The organism is Flavobacterium sp. GQ95, assembly GCF_059758655.1.
In genome coordinates this window covers 447,791-466,653 of the sequence record NZ_JCAXEB010000003.1, presented here as the reverse complement: position 1 = coordinate 466,653, position 18,863 = coordinate 447,791, and the positions used below count along the sequence as shown (strand labels likewise).

The window sequence follows — 18,863 nt, the reverse complement described above, 5'->3', positions numbered from 1 at the left end:
GATTATATTTCTTAAGATTTAATAATTGTAATCATTAACTAATTGCCCATTACTTCCATCAATAAACACTTGCCATATTGGCCAGAATTGTCTGTTATCAGGGTTAACACCTGGTTTGTACAATGAATTTATCTTAGCATCTGTCGCCGTTCCTGTCCATGTCCATGGGAAAGCAGTATAGGCTACACCCGGATTTGTAGTTTCTCCTCTGTTTAATCCGTAAATATCAAGAGATACGTTATCCGCTTTAAATTTATAATACAAAGTAGCTGGCACATCAGCGTATTCACCTGTGTGAGTGGCTAAACTTGTCATTTTTTGTTTTGCCTGATCTAATTTTGCTTTAAGCATATTCCAGCGAATAAGTGCTTGCTTACGCTCCATTTCTCCGGTAAACTCAAATTTATTTTCTTCAACAAGAGCATTAAACATAGCTTCTTTAGTAGTTTTAGAATTTACATAATCTTCAACTTTTACAGCCTGAGCTGCTGAAGGGAACGCTCTTCTGCGGATTTCTTTTAAGTAAGGAGCTGCGGCTCCTGGACCTTCTAATTCATTAGCCGCTTCAGCAGCAATAAGAAGAACCTCAGCATAACGCATATAAATTTTATTTACACCATCATCATTTGTTGAAGTAACAAAACGAGTCATCCATTCGTAACGGTATTTTCCGAAGTACCAGGTATTCAGTGCCCCTAATTCTTGCTTAGCAATGTTATTAACAGCCGTTCCATACTTATACGGAACACAAGTTACATCTCTACGGGTATCCTGTTGATCGTAATCATAAAAAACGAAAGGAAGTGGTCCCGCAGTACCTCCACGGTTAGCTCCATTAGCATGAAACTGATCATTAGTGGTGTGACGAACAGCAAAACTAAATAACATTCTACCTCTACCATCTGCGAAAGGAAGTTCCCAAAGAGATTCTCCTCCTGCTGTTGTAACTTCCTGATTGTATTTTTTCCAAAATGTTTCGAATGATGGCTCTAAACGAGCTTTTCCACTAGCAATTACAGAACGAGATTCGTCTAAAGCTAATCTATACATAGCTGCAACCGAAAGTGCAGGATCTGTACTTCTTCTGATTCCGTCAGGATATTGTTGAAAACCACTTGCAGCCAAAGCTAAACGAGCACGGAATCCTTTTACAAACGCCTTATTAATTCTTTCTACAGAATTTGTAGCAGCAGTTTCATTTGGCCAAGGCACTAAAGTCGAAGCTTCTCCTAAATCCTGAATAATTTGTTTGTAAACAACATCGCGACTTGATTTAGGTAAATAAATTGTTGCTGAATTAATTGGCTCAAAACGGGCAGGAACATCTCCCCATGCTTTGATTAAATCTGCATAATAAATTGCTCTTAATGTCAAAGCTTCTCCTAGTAGGTATCCAAGATCTGTCCCTGGTCTGGGATCACCATATTGGCGTAAACCACGGATACAAATATTAGCACGTTCGATTCCGGAATACATCATTGCCCAGGCATTGTTTGTAGTATTCATTTGCGAATTGATCGCTTTTGCATCGTACACACATAAATCAGCAGCATCACCAGCTGTTTGCGAACTATTATACCATTCAATATCTGTGTTCAATCCGTAAAAAGGAAGAAAACGACCTCGGTAAGAGTTAGTTTCAGCAAAAGGCACTTTTATTCCATCAACCGCACCTTCGGCCAATCCTGCTGTAGAAAAAATTATTGATTCGTCTAATGTTGATTGTGCAGGAGCCTCTAAAAAATCTTCCTGACAAGAAGTAAAAAGACTTGTTATAATTAAACCTGCTATTATTATTTTATGTTTCATCGTGATAATTATTAAATTAAAAACTTAGGTTTAAACCAAAAACCAATTGTCTGCTACGTGGGTATGCTGAATAATCAACACCTGGCGTAAGTGGAGTATTTCTTCTTGTAGAAACCTCTGGATCCGGACCTGAATAATTTGTAAGAACAAAAACATTTGTTGCAGTCAGATAACATCTCACTTTAGTAGCATGTATTGCACTAGTAAATGAATTTGGCGCAGTATAACCTAAAGTAAGTGTATTAAGTCTTAAGAATGAACCATCTTCTACAGCCCAGTCACTGAAAACAAAACGACTCATAAACGGAGACCACATTGTTGTATTAGCATTCAATGCTGCCAAAGCGGTTGGGTCTGTTACTAAAGTACCTGATTCAGCATCAAGGTTTGTCCATCTTTTTCCATCAGCCATTTCTGAACTTAAATTTCTGTATTGCCCATTTTGGTTTGATGTAGTAAACTCAATTTTGTTTGCATTATAAATATCATTTCCAATGCTATAGTTAAATGCTGCTGAGAAATCAAATCCGTAAGCATTAGCATTAATTGCAAAACCTCCGGTAGCTTTTGGATTTGCATCTCCAATAATGGTAAGATCACTATTATTCACAACACCATCCCCATTAATATCTTTCAATTTCATGTAACCCGGCTGAACAGTTCCAACAACAGTTGAAGCATTTGCAACGCCAGATTTCAAAGTATAAGCTGTTCCGTTATAATCGAAGTCTGATACTTCATAACGTCCATCACTTTGGTAACCGTACATTAAACCAATTGGAGAACCAACATTTACAGCATAATCGTTTCCGATTTGAGTAGATGCCCAGTTTGTATTCATTCCAAAGTTACTCATTACTCCAAGAGAGTTAATTCTGTTTTTGTTTACACCAATATTAAACGAAAAGTTTAATCCGTATTTTGGTTTATCAATTGCTACAACATTTGCAGTAGCCTCGAAACCTGTATTTTGAGTTTCCCCCATATTTCTGTACTGGTTATCATAACCAGTTCCAGCTACAGGAAAAAGGATTAAAAGATCTTTGGTTACATTTTTGTAAACCTCTAACGATCCTGTTAAACGACCTTTGAATAAATCGTAATCAAGACCTAAGTTTTGAGTTACTGTAGTCTCCCATTTCAAGTCAGGATTAGCCAATGTTTTAGACGGAGCCCAGAAGTTTTCGACACCATGAATCCATGTTGTAGTTGTAGATTCAAAACTTTGAACAGTTTGTCCTACCGGAATATTATTATTTCCAGCTTCTCCATAACTTAATCTAAGTTTAAGTAAATTGATCCAGGATGTATTTTTCAGGAAACTTTCTTCAGATAATTTCCATGCAACAGCTGCTGCCGGAAAAAAGCCCCAACGATTATCTTCAAGAAATCTGCTAGAACCATCTGCACGATAAGTAGCAGTAAGTAAATAACGTCCTTTGTAATCATAATTCGCACTACCAAAGAAAGATAGTAATTTATCATCCGGAAGATAGTAGTTATCTACAGAGTTTGGTTTACCCTGAGTAGTAAGCTTTTGTGCCTGTTCGAAATCAAAGAATTTTGGAAAACCATGAATAGTAGTCAGATTTTGAGTTGATTTAGTATCAATCATCTCTTCTCCAACAAGAAATTTAAGATTATGCTCTTCAGGCAATAATTTTTTAAAATCATAGCTAAGTGTATTCGCATTTCTAAATCTGTTATCTCTACGATCTCCGATAGTAAGCGCTGGCATACCCTGATTCTCTGAAGTTGGTACGTTATTTACATAATAAGTACTACGACCGTAGAAACGATAATCCTGATAGTAAAAATTATCTAATCCAAAATCTGATTTAAACTGAAGATTCTCAATTATTTTCCAGGAGAAACTTCCTAACATATTAAATACTTTCCTAAACTGCTGGCGATCTGCATCTGCATTAGCAACAAAAGGATTTACTAAATAACTAGAAACTGCTTCATCAGTATTATCTGTTGTTAAACCTGGTAATGGAATTGGAGAATATCCAACAGCATGACGCAAACGTGCATCTGCAGAGGAAACTTCTCTTTGTTCGTTAAGTCCACCGCCATTAATTTCTGTATCAGCATAACGCATTGTAAAAGAAAGATCAATTTTATCGCTTGCTTTGCTATTTAAAGCCAAAGACAAGTTGTTTCTGTCAAAATCTGAACCCACCATGATCGCTTTTTCATCATAATGTGCATAGTTAAAATTAAAATTGATTTTATCAGAACCACCACGTATTCCTAAATCACGGCTTTGTACTTCTCCAGTACGACCATAAATTTGCTTTTGCCAATTATCACCGTTTACACCATTATACAAATCTCTATCCTGCCAATTGCCAAAATATTTTGTGTAAGAAGTAACATCTCCAGGAGTTGGTGCATCTAGTAAAGCATACTCATATTGCCATTTAACGAAATCTTCCGTAGGAAGAACATCAATTTGTTTGGCTAAAGTTTTCATACCATAGAACATATTATAGTTCACTGATATCGCTCCGTCTTTACCTCTTTTGGTTGTAATAAGAATAACTCCATTTGCTCCTCTTGAACCATAGATTGCAGTCGAAGAAGCATCTTTTAATATAGTTTGAGATTCTACATCTGCAGCAGGAACATCATTCATACTGTTTACAGGAAATCCATCCACTAAAATAAGCGGTGCACTATCTTGCGTTAATGAACCTCCTCCACGAATTCTAATTTTAATCTCAGAATCCGGTGAACCCTCAGAAGAAGTAACCTGAACCCCGGCAACACGTCCCGTAAGAGCTTCTGCCAAATTAGCAACAGGATTCTTTCTTAAGTCATTTCCTGAAACAACAGAAACAGCTCCCGTCAAATCTGATTTTTTTACACTAGAGTATCCAACTACAACAACCTCATTCAGGTTGTTAGAATCTTCAACTAATGCAACATCAATTTTAGTTTTTCCGGCAACAGAAACTTCTTTTGTTTTAAAACCTATAAAAGAAAAAGTTACAACTGCCTTAGAGTTGCTAAGTTTTAATTTATACTTACCGTCAAAATCTGTAGAGGTACCATTTTTTGTACCCTTTTCTTGTACGTTAACCCCTGGAAGGCTCATTCCCGTGGCATCATTTACCGTACCCTCCAGTGTTACATTTTGCGCACTTACTTGGTTGCTCATGAATAAGCACAATAAGAAAACAACTGCAAAACAACAATTTGTTCTTTTATTAAATAAATCTTTAAAATTCATGGTTTAGTGTTTAAGTTATTAATTGTTTTTTGGTTTAGTGGTTTTTTGTTTTTATATACTCTCTTTTTTATGTGGTAAATTCTCATCAACTCAGAAATAGTCGACCTTTTTAAAGTGTAAAACTTAGTTTTTCTTGGGCGTGCAACATCATGTAATCGATTACACAAACATAAATATTTTTTTTATATAAAAAATTAAAATTCACAAAAATTTCCTAAAAAAAATTACATATGAAAAATAAAGTCTGTTTTTTATACGACATGTGTAATTTATACTATGAATAAATATTAAATATATTTTTATTAATCAGACAATTGTTTTCTATTTGCTAAAAAAACAATCGATTACATAAACAAAATTTAAAATTTTCTCACGTGTATAAATCACACTTAAAATTACTAATGGAGTAAAATTTATATTTAAAAATAAGTAAGAAAATAGCACTATTCCCGATTCCTCGTTATTAAGTACTCACGTCCAAACATGAACATAAGTTAAAAAGCAGTTAATAATGAGCATAAAAAAGCCCTTAAACTAAATTTAGTTTAAGGGCTTTTTTATGCCTTTATGTAAAATGTTTATTTACACACTCTGCAACTGTAATCTGATTCTATGTTTTTGCATTAAAATCAGGGTTATAACCATACCTATAGAAGCCATACCAACACCAATAAGATTTGGAGAAGCATAACTATAACCTGCTGCTAAAGGTAATCCGCCTAAAAAGGCACCTAAAGCATTCCCAATATTAAAACTTCCCTGAAGGGCCGCCGAAGCAATCATCTCAGCATCTTTGGCTGTTTTAATCATTAACATATTGATTGGTGCAATTACCGAAAATGAAATTGCTCCTGTTAAAAAAGTAAAGAATAAAGACAAATATTGATTAGAAGATAAAAAGTAAACCATAATCAAATCGATCACCATTACAAATAATAAGGCTAACACAGTAGGCGCCGGGGAGAATTTATCTGCTAGTTTCCCTCCGAGGAAATTTCCAACTACCATTCCAAACCCAGCTAATATTAAGATATACGAAACATCTTCTGGCGAAAATTTAGAAACTTTTATTAATAAGGGTGCGATATAACTTATCCAGGCAAACAATCCTCCGAAACCAATTGCTGTAATTCCGATAATTAACCACGCTTCTGTCTTTTTGAAAAATAACAACTGCGTTCTCATGTTTACATCACCATCTTTCTCTAGTTTTGGCATCCATAAAGAAATAAACAAAAAGGTCAGCATTCCCACAATTGCAATTAATACAAAAGTATAACGCCAAATAAAATGATGTCCTATATAAGTACCAATTGGAACACCTATTAAATTTGCTAAAGTTAAACCTGCAAACATGATTGAAATGGCCTGCGCTTCTTTTCCTTTATCAGCCAGACGGCTTGCGACTACCGCTCCTACTCCAAAAAAGGCACCATGTGGTAATCCGGAAAGGAATCTGGAAGCAAACAGAAAATTATAAGTGGGTGCAATGATCGAAAGGGCATTAAAAACCGTTAACATCAAAGCTAAGATTAAAAGCATTTTTTTTGGTGGAAAATTTCTTCCGATGATTACTAATAAAGGTGCACCAATAACAACACCTAATGCATAAGCCGAAATTAAATATCCGGCAACCGGAATCGAAACTTTCATATCTGAAGCAATATCAGGAAGTAACCCCATCATTACAAATTCGGTTATCCCAATAGTTAAACCTCCTAAAGATAAGGCAATAAGACTTTTTTTCATTTGTTTTATTAAGAAAGGAATAGATTTTCTATGACGCAAATTTACGTCAACAGTACAAGAAATAAATTGTACATTTGCGATATAAACTTGTAAATATAAGTTATGCCGAAATTAAATCAATTTAAAACCCTGATGATTGATGAGTTTGAAGATGAGAAATTTCATCTTCCACTGCATTCTCATACTTATTATGAAATCATTTACATAAAGAAGGGAAACGGAATTCATCACTTAAACAACAATTTATTACCTTATAAAGCAGGCGATTTATTTGTAATTTCACCAGAAGACGAGCATTATTTTGATATTAAAAAAAGTACCCGTTTCTTTTATATTAAGTTTACAGATAGCTATTTTAATTCGAAACAAAACCTTACTTGCGATGAATTTTTGATTCACACTCCTGAAAGTTTCATGCGAAATAAGACATTAAAAGAAACCGTTCTTAAATTAGATGATCCCTGCAAAACTATATTAAAGAACACTATCGAAAATATTGCTGCTTATAATTGCCATACAGATGTTTCCAATTCGCCAATTGTTTTTTATCAGATACTTTCTATTTTTGGATTAATAAAAGAAACAATGCGCGGTCAGAATCTTGTTGTAATGGGAAATTCTATTGATAACGAGCAAATAACATCGTATATCCATCAGAATATTTATCAGCCAAAATTGGTTCAGATTAAAGTAATTGCAGATCATTTTAATATTGCACAAACCTATTTCAGTGCTTATTTCAAAAGAACTTTTACTATTAGTTACCGCGATTACATTCATAATCTAAGGACTACTTTGATCGAGAAAAGATTCCACAACAATCAATTGCCGATTAAGCAAATTGCTCATGAATTTGGTTTTACGGATGAAAGTCATTTGTCGAATTATTTCAAAAAACGAAAAAACATGAAACCTACAGATTATAAAAAACTGTAGTTATCGAAATCTTAAATAATCTTGGCACTTGAAAAAAAAGCCTAAATTTGTATCACTAATACATTTTTTTTGTCGAAAAAAGTACACATATTATTTCTCGTTTTAACTCTTGGCTTCTTTCTGACGTCAGGCGCGAGTTATGCATGTGGAAAATCTCCTGAAAAAAATTCCTGCGAAAAGAAAGTAACTTCAACAAAAACAAATTCAGATTCTTGTCAAAAGGATTGTTGCAAAAAAGATTCTTCTTCTAAAAAAGACCAACATGGCTGCAACGGAAGATGCGATCATTCGAGTTGTACAACTTCTGGATTACAATTTAGTTTAATTTCAGAAAATGCTTTTAATTTCAATAACAATGCTTTTAATTTCTCTTTTGAGAAATCTATTGTATATTATACTGAAATCCCTGTTTCAGATGGATTTACTTCTATTTGGTTACCGCCAAAAATAAAATAATTGTATTTCGTATAGCCATAAATGGGTTTTGCCACAAAGGCACTAAGACCCAAAGAAATATTATTTAAATTATTCAACTTAGAGAAATTTACAATCTCTATAAAATCATATAAAAATGAAAAAGTCAATAGCAACTATAGTATCAGTAATTACATTATTTACTGCTAATATCATTCAGGCAAACTCCGTAAAAACAATAGCAACATCAATTAAAATTGTAGATTCAAATCAATTACAAGCTGTTTATGATGCTTATTTTACCGTAAAAGATGCCCTTATAAAAAGTGATAGTAAATTAACTTCGGCGAAAGCCAAAGATTTATTAACAGCAATTTCTGCTGTAAAAATGGACAAACTTAAAAGTGACGAACATACAGCCTGGATGAAAGTCATGAAAAAACTGACTGCAGACGCAAAAAGCATTTCGGCAACTACAGATCTTAAAAAACAACGAGAGACTTTTAAATCACTTTCAAAAAACACTTACGATTTAATCAAAGTTTCAAAATCTGAACAAGTGGTATACAAACAATATTGCCCAATGGTAGATGCTGATTGGTTAAGTAAAGAAAAAGCTGTTAAGAATCCGTATTACGGTTCTTCAATGCTAACTTGTGGTAATGTTGTAGAAACCATCAAATAATTATGACGCTCTACATCAAAAACATGGTGTGTGGTCGATGCAAAATGGTTGTGAAGTCTGAGTTTGAAAAACTCGGACTTCATACTATTTCTGTTGAATTGGGTGAAGTCGAACTCAAAGACAGCCTATCTGAAGATCAAAAAAAAGAACTTTTAACTCATCTTCATGCTTTAGGTTTTGATTTGATCGATGATAAAAAAAGTAAAACCATTGAGAAAATAAAGAATATCATTATTGATTTGGTTCATCACAAAAACAATGAACTTAAAATCAATTTGTCTGATTATCTGGCACAAAACCTCAATCAGGATTATAATACATTGAGTAATTTATTTTCAGAAGTCGAAAACACTACTATCGAAAAATATTTCATTAGTCAGAAAATAGAAAAAGTAAAAGAGCTTTTGATTTATAATGAGCTTTCGTTAAGCGAAATTGCAGACATTTTAAATTATAGTAATGTAGCACATTTGAGCAATCAGTTTAAGAAGATTACAGGCTTCACTCCTACTTATTTCAAACAATTGAAAGATAAAAAACGCATTCAGATAGAGAATTTGTAATTTTTTTTAACCGCAAAGTTCGCAAAGATTTACGCAAAGTTATTTAGAAAACACTTTGCGAACTTTGCGTTTATAAAAACTAGCATATCAAAAAAACCTTTGCGCACTTTGCGGTTAAATAACTTTTTGTAAATCTTACAAATCATTCTCAAAATTATACAAACCGATGTAATCGTTACTTCGGAAATTTGCATTGTAATACTTTAAAAGATAAAACAATGACACATACCTATCAACTTACCGGAATGACTTGTTCAAGTTGCGAAGACAAAGTAAAAAAAGCACTTGAATTAGTTGACAATATCACTAATGTAGAAGTTTCAAAAGAAAACAATACTGCAACTATTACAATGAATAAACATGTTGCAATTGCAGATTTACAAAATGCTTTAGATTCTAAATATCAAATTTCAGCTATTGAGCATAATGAAACTATAGAACAAACAAGATCCTGGTTTGAAACTTATAAACCTATTTTACTTATTTTCTTTTACATCAGTTTGATTACGGTACTGATACAAACTACCAATCATCATTTTGATTTCATGCAGGCTATGCAGCATTTTATGGCGGGATTCTTTTTGGTCTTCTCCTTTTTCAAAATGCTGAATTTAAAAGGTTTTGCCGAAAGTTATATGATGTATGATGTTTTGGCGCGAAAAATTCCGGTTTGGGGATACGTGTATGCCTTTTTAGAATTTGGTTTAGGAATTTCTTATCTATTGAATTTCAGTCCCATTTTCACCAATGCCGCTACTTTTATTGTAATGACTATTAGTATTATTGGGGTTTTGCAATCGGTTTTGAATAAAAAGAAAATTCAGTGTGCGTGTTTGGGCGCTGTTTTTAATTTACCAATGAGTACCGTTACGATTATTGAAGATGGCTTAATGATTATAATGAGTTTAATTATGCTAATAACAATGCTATAATGAATTATAAAAAATCTTTACGAACGATAATAATACTGTTATTCTTCACACAAATTATGCTTTCGCAAAAAGTAGTTCGTTACGATTTATACGTACGCGATACGATTGTAAATTTTTCCGGAAAAGAAAAACGTGCTCTGACTGTTAATGGTCAAATTCCCATGCCAACTTTGACATTTACTGAAGGCGATATTGCCGAAATTTATGTGCACAACGAACTGGACAAAGAAGATACAGCATTACATTGGCACGGATTATTTCTTCCAAATAAAGAAGATGGAGTTCCTTATTTAACGCAAATGCCAATTAAACCTGGAACAACCCATAAATATAGTTTTCCAATTATTCAAAATGGGACTTATTGGTATCACAGCCATTCTGGATTGCAAGAGCAAATAGGTTTGTACGGCCTTTTTATCATCAACAAAAAGAAAGACGACACTACTTTCAGAAAAGGAATTGACGATTTGCCAACCATTCCGGTCATCTTAAGCGAATGGACCGATTTGAAACCGGAGAATGTTCAGCGAATGCTGCACAATGCAAACGATTGGTTTGCAATAAAAAAAGGAACAACGCAAAGTTATGCCGAAGCAGTTAAACAAGGTCAGTTTTCGACAAAAGTGACGAATGAATGGAAACGCATGAACGCCATGGATGTGAGTGACGTTTATTATGAGAAGTTTTTAATTAACGGAAAAAATGAAGATCAGCTTTCACAATTCAAAGCTGGCGATAAAGTCCGATTGCGAATTGCCAACGGAGGCGCATCAAGCTACTTCTGGCTGACATATGGTGGCGGAAAAATAACCGTTGTGGCCAGTGACGGAAACGATGTTGAGCCTGTTGAAGTCGACCGATTGATTATTGCGGTTTCTGAGACTTATGATATTGTAGTTACAATTCCTGAAAACAATAAATCATTTGCATTTTTAGCTACAGCCGAAGACCGAACGGGATCTGCTTCTTTGTTTCTAGGAGGTGGATCTAAACAGCCTGTTGCTCATCTTCCCAAATTAAAATATTTTGAAGGGATGAAAATGATGAACGACATGATGAAAATGAATGGCGAAATGAACGATATGAACATGAATATGTCTTTGAATAAAATGGACATGAACGCCGTGATGTATCCGGAGATTTCTGGAGAAGATGAATCTGTAAAATCTGAAGATCATTCTCAACATAATATGGAAGAGATGAAAATGTCAACTGATACAACAGAAGTTGCAGAAATTACAACGTTGAATTATGGAATGTTAAAATCTCCAACGATAACAACATTGCCAAAAGATGCTCCGGTAAAAGAATTACGCTTTGAATTATCCGGAAACATGAACCGATATGTTTGGAGTATGGACAATAAAGTGATTTCTGAAACCGATAAAATCTTAATTAAAAAAGGAGAAAATGTTCGGATTGTATTATATAATGGTTCGATGATGCGCCACCCAATGCATTTGCACGGGCACGATTTCAGAATTTTGAATGAACACGGCGATTATTCTCCACTTAAAAATGTGATTGATATTATGCCGATGGAAACCGATACAATAGAATTTCAGGCTAATGCAGATGGCGATTGGTTTTTTCATTGTCACATCTTATATCATATGATGGCAGGAATGGGAAGAATTTTTAGTTATGAAAATTCAGCGCCAAATCCGTTAATTCATCATCCTGAAATGGCTTATAAAATGCTAAAAATGGATGATAGAATGTTTCATTTTATGGCAGAAAATGATTTTGCCACCAACGGAAATGATGGGGAAGCCATGTACAGCAACACGCGCTGGAGCATTGGAACCGAATGGCGTTTGGGTTATAATGACAAACATGGTTATGAAAGCGAAACTCATATTGGTCGCTATATTGGCAAAATGCAATGGCTGATGCCTTTTATAGGTTTTGACTGGCGCTACCGAAAAATGGGAATGGACGAACAGGAACAAAATCTTTTCGGGCAAACCAATACAAAAGACAATCGTTCTGTTTTTAGCGCCGGACTTGAATATACTTTACCAATGCTCATAAAAGCTCAGGTTGAAGTTTATACCGATGGAAATGTGAGAGTTCAGTTTGAACGAAAAGATATTCCGCTTTCGAGACGTCTGCGCATGAACTTAATGTGGAATACCGATAAGGAATATATGGCCGGTTTAAAATATGTAGCCGGAAGAAACTTCGGAATCACAACACATTATGATAGTGATATGGGAATTGGTTTTGGAGTTAACTTAAACTATTAAACCTCTGTTACCTATTTGCTTTTCAATGACATATTATTATAAAAACATTAACAAATTGTAAGAATCAACTCGATGAAATGTTGGTATATTTGATGGACCAAAAGCAATCTTTTAACACAATAAATTATATCAAATGACAAAAGTAATTACCTTCTTAACTGCCGCTGTATTTTCAATTGGAGTAACTGCACAAGAAACAAAACCGGTTCAAAAAGAAAAAGCAAAAAAAGAATCTTGTTGTAAAAAAACATCAACAGATAAAAAAGACAAAAAATCGTGTTGCGTTAAAAAATAAATGAAATTCTATTTCAATAAAAAAGACCTCAATTAATTGAGGTCTTTTTTTTGTATTTGAAGGAAAATTTAATTTAAAAATAAACAAAAAAGAATCTATATTTGATATAAACAATTACATATTCATTAATATTAAAATCAAAGTATGGGACTAGACATGAGACCTTTGGGAAAACCCAAACCAGGATTTGAAGAAAGATTCAAACAAATAATGCGAATCGTTCAGGAAAAAGAAAAACAAGAACTTAGTTTTTTTGACAAATTAAAAGGAAAAAGGATTCTGTCTAAAGAAGAGCTTATACAAGAATGGTTTGATAATCAAATTGAAAGCTATGTTACCATTAAAGCCCCACGGGTAGGATATGATGAAATTGCCAATAATTGGATAAAGGAAAAATATCAGGAAAGTGATAAAGAAGTTTCTGAAGAAGAATTTCTATCTCAATATAATGGTTTCTACGTAATTGAATTGTCTGAAGAAAAAGATGCTGTACCAATTTACAAAGCTATGGGGCAAGACGAAAATGTTTTTAGAGGGCAATTTCTGTCAGATTGCGAAGATTTAATAGGCGAAGAATTAGTTGCGGAAGCCTGGAATACAAAATTCGCAGATGAAGCTTTAGAATATGGAAATAACTTAATGGAAGCTGCCTTAAAAATTGCTAAGGAAAACAACTTAGAATACTTAAATGATGAACGATATCCTCCAGAAACAAACCCTGGAAGTTTGGAAAGTAAACTCCACATCGTTTTTTCATTAGCAAAATGGCTTATATATTATGGTAAAAATGGTCATGGCTATGAAGCTGATTTCTAATCAATATTGCTGAAACTAAAAAAGACCTCAATTGCTTGAGGTCTTTTTTTTATGGGTTATTATTTAATTATTAATTTACTTCAATCGAACACTCCACTCAAAGTCCATTTCTGAAACCTGAACACCTTCTTCATTTGTTCCAATCGATTTCATCCAGAAAGTTTGCCCCTCGCCTGTTTGAATTGTTCTTTTAATTGCATCGGCAATTAAATGTCCGTCGTTACATACGAAAGTAATTCTCCCAGTTGCTTTCTTGGTAAAGTTTCCTTTATTGTTTGCTACCAACATCGAGATCTTTCTTCCACTTTCCTGGATTTGAGAAATCACCAAAGCACCAGTTGTTAATTCGGCTGCCATAGCCTGAACTGCAAAATACATCGAGTTAAAAGGATTCTGGTTTATCCAACGATGTTTAACACTTACGACACATCTATCATTATCAATTGCTTTGACACGCACACCACAAAAGTATGCAGATGGTAATTTGAATAATACAAATTTATTGAGTTTGGAAACTGAAACCGCCATGAGATTTATTTTTTTATGTAAAAATACAAAAAAACTATGCACGCACAATAAATTAGGATTACTTTCCTATAACGTCAATAAAACAAGGCACTACGAATGATTTTCAGCACATTATAATCTCTTTTAAAATTTTAACTTTGTTAAAATTATGTTAATATTTGGTACTATGTAAAACAAGATACTGTCTTTTAGCCATATATTTGCATAAGAAATTACTATATACTTTTAATCATGGAAACATCAACACCACTCATCATGGAAAAAACATCAGAAAAGAACACTGCAACGTTCACACATTTGAGTACTTTAACTCAGTACTTCGTTCCGCTTGGAAATTATATTTTCCCGATTTTAATCTGGTCAAGTTATAAAGACAAGTCGGAGTTTGTAAACCATCATGGAAAACAAACCTTGAACTTTCAATTAAGTTTATTGCTTTACACTTTGGTTTTGGCTTTAATCGCTATTCCGGTTTTTGTAACGGTATTTCTTCAAAATCTTCCAATGGAAGCTGTTTTTAACGACGAAGATTTTGTTATCAGAAATTTCGATTTTCAAGGTAACATCGGATTACTTACTATAGGTGGAACGGCAGTCGTACTTTTTGGATTACTAAAAGTTGTTGAATTCTTTTTAGTGATTTATGCTTCGATAAAAGCTTCAAACGGAGAATATTATAAATATCCGCTAACGATTCCTTTTATAAAGTAATCTAAAGGGATTAAAGGTTATAGAAAACAATCAATCATCAATCATCATCATCAATCAAAAAACGAATTGTTCAATCTAAAAAAAACAAAATGAAATTATGAACATTGAAAACACAAAAGCACAGATGCGCAAAGGTGTTCTTGAGTTTTGCATCTTATCTGTATTAAAAGAAAAAGATGCATACACATCAGAAATATTAGACACTTTAAAAAACGCAAAATTACTAGTTGTAGAGGGAACAGTTTATCCACTTTTAACTAGGCTGAAAAACGACGGTTTGCTAAATTATCGTTGGGAAGAATCGACCTCAGGACCACCACGAAAATATTATGGATTAACCGAGATAGGACAAACTTTTTTAAACGAACTTAGCGGCACCTGGACAGAATTATCTGACGCCGTAAATCTAATCACCAATCAAAATCAATAGTCATGAACAAAACAGTAAATATTAACTTAGGAGGTATGTTTTTTCACATCGATGAGGATGCATACTTAAAATTAACTCGTTATTTTGACGCCATAAAGCGATCACTAAACAGCTCATCCGGACAAGACGAGATTATTAAAGATATCGAAATGCGTGTTTCTGAATTATTAACAGAAAAACAAAAAAGCGAGAAACATGTTGTGGGATTGAAAGATGTTGATGAAGTGATTGCAGTTATGGGACAGCCAGAAGATTACATCATCGAAGATGAAGAAAAATCAAATCAGTCTTTTAACGATTACGGACATAGAAAACATAAAAAATTATACCGTGACAAAGAAAAAGGTATGATTGGTGGTGTTGCAACAGGTTTAGGACATTATTTTGGAATTGACGCTGTCTGGATCAAAATTATATTCTTAGTATTTGTCTTTGCAGGTTTTGGAACTGGAATTTTAGCTTATTTCGTTCTTTGGATTGTTACTCCGGAAGCTGTTACAACTTCAGAAAAACTAGAAATGACTGGTGAGCCGGTAACTATTTCGAACATCGAAAAAAAAGTTCGTGAAGAAATTGAATCATTGTCTGACAGATTTAAAAATGCAGATTATGATGCAATGGGAAACCAGGTAAAGTCGGGAGCTGAGAGAATAAGTAGTTCATTTGGAGACTTTGTCATTACGGTTTTTAAAATCTTCGCTAAATTTTTAGGCGTAATTTTAATCATGGCCGGTATTAGTACTTTGATATTATTATTAATTGGAGTATTTACTTTAGGAACAAACATCTTTATCGATTTTCCTTGGCAAAATTTTGTTGAAGCCGGAAACTTTACAGAATATCCTATTTGGTCATTTGGTTTATTGATGTTCTTTGCAGTTGGAATTCCGTTTTTCTTTTTGACCCTTTTAGGTTTCAAATTGTTATCGCCAAACTTAAAGTCTATTGGTAATATTACAAAATATACTTTGTTGGCTATCTGGATTATCGCTATTGCAATTGCAATTAGCATTGGAATCAAACAAGCTACCGAAATTTCTTATGACGGTAAAACAGTAGAGAAAAAAGCAATCAATATCAATCCGAAAGATACTCTTTACGTAAAATTCAGATATAATGATTACTACGCAAAAGATTTGAATCATCACAGAGAGTTTGAGTTTGTACAGGATTCTGCTAACCATCAGTTAATTTATTCTAATGATGTTCGTTTGCATGTTTTGCACACTGATGAGGCTTCTCCTTATTTACAAATTGAAAGAACAGCAAGAGGAAATTCATTTTCAAGTGCAAAACAAAGAGCAGAAAAAATCAATTATAATATTCAGGTTAACGGAAATCATTTAATTTTGGATAATTATTTTCTTACAGACATAAAAAATAAATTTAGAGGTCAGGAAGTTGATGTATATTTGTACTTACCGGAAGGTCAATTGTTTAAACCAGATGCATCTGTACAAGATTATGATGATTCTGAAAATGAATTTTTCAACTTGCATTTTAGTGGTAATTACAATTATAAAGTTGAAGGTTCTAAAATTAAATGTTTGAATTGTCCGGCAGATGAGAATGATCATGAGGATGTAGACTACGACAGTAATGACACCACCAGGATTGACAACGATACGGTAAAAGAAGTATCAATTAAAATAAACGGAAAAGAAGTTTTAAACGGAAAAAAAACTAACGGAAAGCTAACCACTGATAAAAACGGAGTTATAATCAAAATAAACTAAAGCCATGATAAAAATAATCATTCATATTACGAAATTCATTATTGCCACTGTTACTGCATTATTGTTCGCTTCATGTAATTTTAATAACATGAAATCGATAGAAGGAAGTGGAAATGTTACGACTGAAAAAAGAATTGTTCAGGGAGATTTTAAAAAAGTGTCAGTAAGCAATGCTATTGATGTGGTAATCGAACAATCAGATAAAACAGAAATCATTGTTGAAGCTGATGACAATTTGCAAAAAGAAATTAAAACGACTGTTGAAAACGGAACACTTGTAATTCGTTGTGAATTTACTTCTTTCCATAATGTTACTAAGAAAAAAGTAATCGTAAAGATGCCGTTTATTGAAGAATTAGAAGCGTCAAGTGCTTCTACTATAACAAGTAACAATGTTATTCAGTCTACTAATATTAAATTAGATGCCTCAAGTGCGGCAACGATGAATGTTAATATCGAATCTGATGAAATTTCTTTGGACACAGACAGTGCAGGTTCTATTACAATTGAAGGAAAAGCATTAAAAGTAAAATCTTCAGCATCAAGTGCTGCAAGTATAGAAGCTGAAAAATTATTAGCCAATGAAATTGAAGCCGAAGCCGATAGCGGAGCAAGCATAAATATTCATCCAATCGTAAGTTTAAAAGCCAAAGCCAACAGCGGTGGAAGCATCAATTATGAGGGTTCTCCTAAAACAATCGAAAAAACTGAAAATTCAGGAGGAAGCATCAGTCAGGGATAAACCTAATTTATCTGTTAAATATAAAAGAAATCATTCATCAAAAGTGGATGATTTTTTTATATTTGTCAAAATCAAATCTAGAATTAATGAAAAAAAGTACAACCCTACTCCTATTATTATTAATCACTACAGTAACTTTTGCCCAAAAAAGAGAAAAAATAAAAGGAACTAAAGTCGTTACGACTTCAATAAAAGAATCAGGAAATTTTGATGCTCTTGAAGTTGATGACAATATTGAAGTTTATTTAGAACGTGGAGAAAAAAACGAAATTAAAATTGAAGCCGATGACAATTTGCATGATATTATCGGAATGGATTTAAGAGACAAAACCCTTCGTTTGTATACCGCAAAAGAAAGTACTATTTTCAAAAAACTTGCTGTACATGTTACGTACACAAATACTTTTAATAAAGTTATTACAAAAAATGAAGCTGTTGTTTATGCAATTCAGGAGCTTCAATTGGATGATATAACTTTTAATAGTTTCGATTATTCAAAATTGTACTTGAACGTAAATGCTAAAAAATTCAGTTTAATTGCTGATGACAAATCAAAATCAGAAATAAACCTGAAAGCTGACGAAGCTACTCTTCAATTGAGCAAAACTTCAACTATAAAATCATTAGTATCAGCAACTAAATTCAAATGTGATTTGTATCAAAAAGCCAATGCTACACTTGAGGGAATCGCTCAAAAAGCGACTATTCGTCTAGACAATAATTCAACTTTTACCGGAACTAAATTTACTCTGAAAGATGCCAATATTACTGCTGAAGGATATTCTGTAGGAAGTATTTTAGCCGAAACAACACTTACGTTAGCAGCAGGAGACAAAACAGAAGTTTCCCTTTTTGGAAGCCCTGCAATTACACTTAGTCGTTTTTCTGAAGAAGCAAAATTGATTAAAAAAATAAAATAGTCTCAGTTTTCGGTCCCAGTTTTCAGTTTTGAAAACTTTATAAATTTTATATAAAAAAGTCCCAATCGAAAATGATTGGGACTTTTTTTATACTCGCATTTCAGTAAACT

General features: G+C 33.3%; 17 protein-coding genes. 13 read left to right on the top strand and 4 right to left on the bottom strand.

Annotation, left to right across the window (positions count from 1 at the left end; all coding sequences use genetic code 11):
- Window positions 1-18: 18 nt before the first annotated feature.
- The 3 genes from AC6CH4_RS09385 to AC6CH4_RS09375 all read right to left on the bottom strand — a co-directional run bounded on the left by AC6CH4_RS09385 (window position 19) and on the right by AC6CH4_RS09375 (window position 6,796).
- Window positions 19-1,809: a RagB/SusD family nutrient uptake outer membrane protein gene (locus AC6CH4_RS09385; RefSeq protein WP_498102300.1), complete on the bottom strand. Its 1,791-nt coding sequence runs from the start codon at window positions 1,807-1,809 to the stop codon at window positions 19-21.
- 16 nt (window positions 1,810-1,825) lie between these two features.
- On the bottom strand, window positions 1,826-4,975 hold the full coding sequence (locus tag AC6CH4_RS09380) for a SusC/RagA family TonB-linked outer membrane protein (protein WP_498102298.1): 3,150 nt from the start codon (window positions 4,973-4,975) through the stop codon (window positions 1,826-1,828).
- Window positions 4,976-5,629: 654 nt separating this feature from the next.
- Window positions 5,630-6,796, bottom strand: a complete 1,167-nt coding sequence (locus tag AC6CH4_RS09375) for an MFS transporter (protein ID WP_498102296.1) — start codon at window positions 6,794-6,796, stop codon at window positions 5,630-5,632.
- A gap of 102 nt (window positions 6,797-6,898) precedes the next feature.
- Here AC6CH4_RS09375 and AC6CH4_RS09370 point away from each other — a divergent pair, with 102 nt between their 5' ends.
- The 8 genes from AC6CH4_RS09370 (at window position 6,899) to AC6CH4_RS09335 (ending at window position 13,686) form a co-directional block, all read left to right on the top strand.
- Window positions 6,899-7,732 carry an AraC family transcriptional regulator gene (locus AC6CH4_RS09370; protein ID WP_498102294.1) on the top strand — a complete coding sequence of 278 codons (834 nt, stop codon included), beginning with the start codon at window positions 6,899-6,901 and terminating at the stop codon, window positions 7,730-7,732.
- Window positions 7,733-7,801: 69 nt separating this feature from the next.
- Entirely contained in the window at window positions 7,802-8,188 is a 387-nt protein-coding gene (locus AC6CH4_RS09365) for a hypothetical protein (RefSeq protein WP_498102293.1), read from the top strand.
- A 115-nt stretch (window positions 8,189-8,303) separates the two neighbouring features.
- Window positions 8,304-8,831, top strand: a complete 528-nt coding sequence (locus AC6CH4_RS09360; RefSeq protein WP_498102291.1) for a DUF3347 domain-containing protein — start codon at window positions 8,304-8,306, stop codon at window positions 8,829-8,831.
- A gap of 2 nt (window positions 8,832-8,833) precedes the next feature.
- A complete protein-coding gene (locus tag AC6CH4_RS09355; RefSeq protein ID WP_498102289.1) occupies window positions 8,834-9,394 on the top strand; it encodes a helix-turn-helix domain-containing protein in 561 nt (186 codons plus the stop codon).
- 218 nt (window positions 9,395-9,612) lie between these two features.
- Window positions 9,613-10,326 carry a heavy-metal-associated domain-containing protein gene (locus tag AC6CH4_RS09350; RefSeq protein ID WP_498102287.1) on the top strand — a complete coding sequence of 238 codons (714 nt, stop codon included), beginning with the start codon at window positions 9,613-9,615 and terminating at the stop codon, window positions 10,324-10,326.
- Complete coding sequence (locus tag AC6CH4_RS09345) at window positions 10,326-12,575, top strand: multicopper oxidase family protein (RefSeq protein WP_498102285.1); 2,250 nt, start codon at window positions 10,326-10,328, stop codon at window positions 12,573-12,575. Before AC6CH4_RS09350 ends, AC6CH4_RS09345 begins: the two co-directional genes overlap by 1 nt.
- Before the next feature lie 133 nt (window positions 12,576-12,708).
- Entirely contained in the window at window positions 12,709-12,870 is a 162-nt protein-coding gene (locus AC6CH4_RS09340) for a hypothetical protein (RefSeq protein ID WP_157849298.1), read from the top strand.
- 144 nt (window positions 12,871-13,014) lie between these two features.
- Window positions 13,015-13,686 carry a hypothetical protein gene (locus AC6CH4_RS09335; protein ID WP_498102283.1) on the top strand — a complete coding sequence of 224 codons (672 nt, stop codon included), beginning with the start codon at window positions 13,015-13,017 and terminating at the stop codon, window positions 13,684-13,686.
- A gap of 75 nt (window positions 13,687-13,761) precedes the next feature.
- Here the strand turns inward: AC6CH4_RS09335 and AC6CH4_RS09330 are convergent, their stop codons facing one another.
- The gene (locus tag AC6CH4_RS09330) at window positions 13,762-14,214 is read right to left on the bottom strand and encodes a DUF4442 domain-containing protein (protein WP_498102281.1); all 453 of its coding nucleotides are present in this window, start codon (window positions 14,212-14,214) and stop codon (window positions 13,762-13,764) included.
- Window positions 14,215-14,469: 255 nt separating this feature from the next.
- Here AC6CH4_RS09330 and AC6CH4_RS09325 point away from each other — a divergent pair, with 255 nt between their 5' ends.
- The 5 genes from AC6CH4_RS09325 (at window position 14,470) to AC6CH4_RS09305 (ending at window position 18,753) form a co-directional block, all read left to right on the top strand.
- Window positions 14,470-14,925 carry a DUF4870 domain-containing protein gene (locus tag AC6CH4_RS09325; RefSeq protein WP_498102279.1) on the top strand — a complete coding sequence of 152 codons (456 nt, stop codon included), beginning with the start codon at window positions 14,470-14,472 and terminating at the stop codon, window positions 14,923-14,925.
- A gap of 97 nt (window positions 14,926-15,022) precedes the next feature.
- Window positions 15,023-15,355: a PadR family transcriptional regulator gene (locus AC6CH4_RS09320; protein ID WP_008464689.1), complete on the top strand. Its 333-nt coding sequence runs from the start codon at window positions 15,023-15,025 to the stop codon at window positions 15,353-15,355.
- A gap of 2 nt (window positions 15,356-15,357) precedes the next feature.
- Window positions 15,358-17,091 (top strand): PspC domain-containing protein, encoded by a 1,734-nt coding sequence (locus AC6CH4_RS09315; RefSeq protein WP_498102277.1) that lies wholly within the window; start codon window positions 15,358-15,360, stop codon window positions 17,089-17,091.
- Window positions 17,092-17,095: 4 nt separating this feature from the next.
- Window positions 17,096-17,833 carry a head GIN domain-containing protein gene (locus AC6CH4_RS09310; RefSeq protein ID WP_498102275.1) on the top strand — a complete coding sequence of 246 codons (738 nt, stop codon included), beginning with the start codon at window positions 17,096-17,098 and terminating at the stop codon, window positions 17,831-17,833.
- A gap of 86 nt (window positions 17,834-17,919) precedes the next feature.
- On the top strand, window positions 17,920-18,753 hold the full coding sequence (locus AC6CH4_RS09305; protein ID WP_498102273.1) for a GIN domain-containing protein: 834 nt from the start codon (window positions 17,920-17,922) through the stop codon (window positions 18,751-18,753).
- Window positions 18,754-18,863 lie beyond the last annotated feature (110 nt).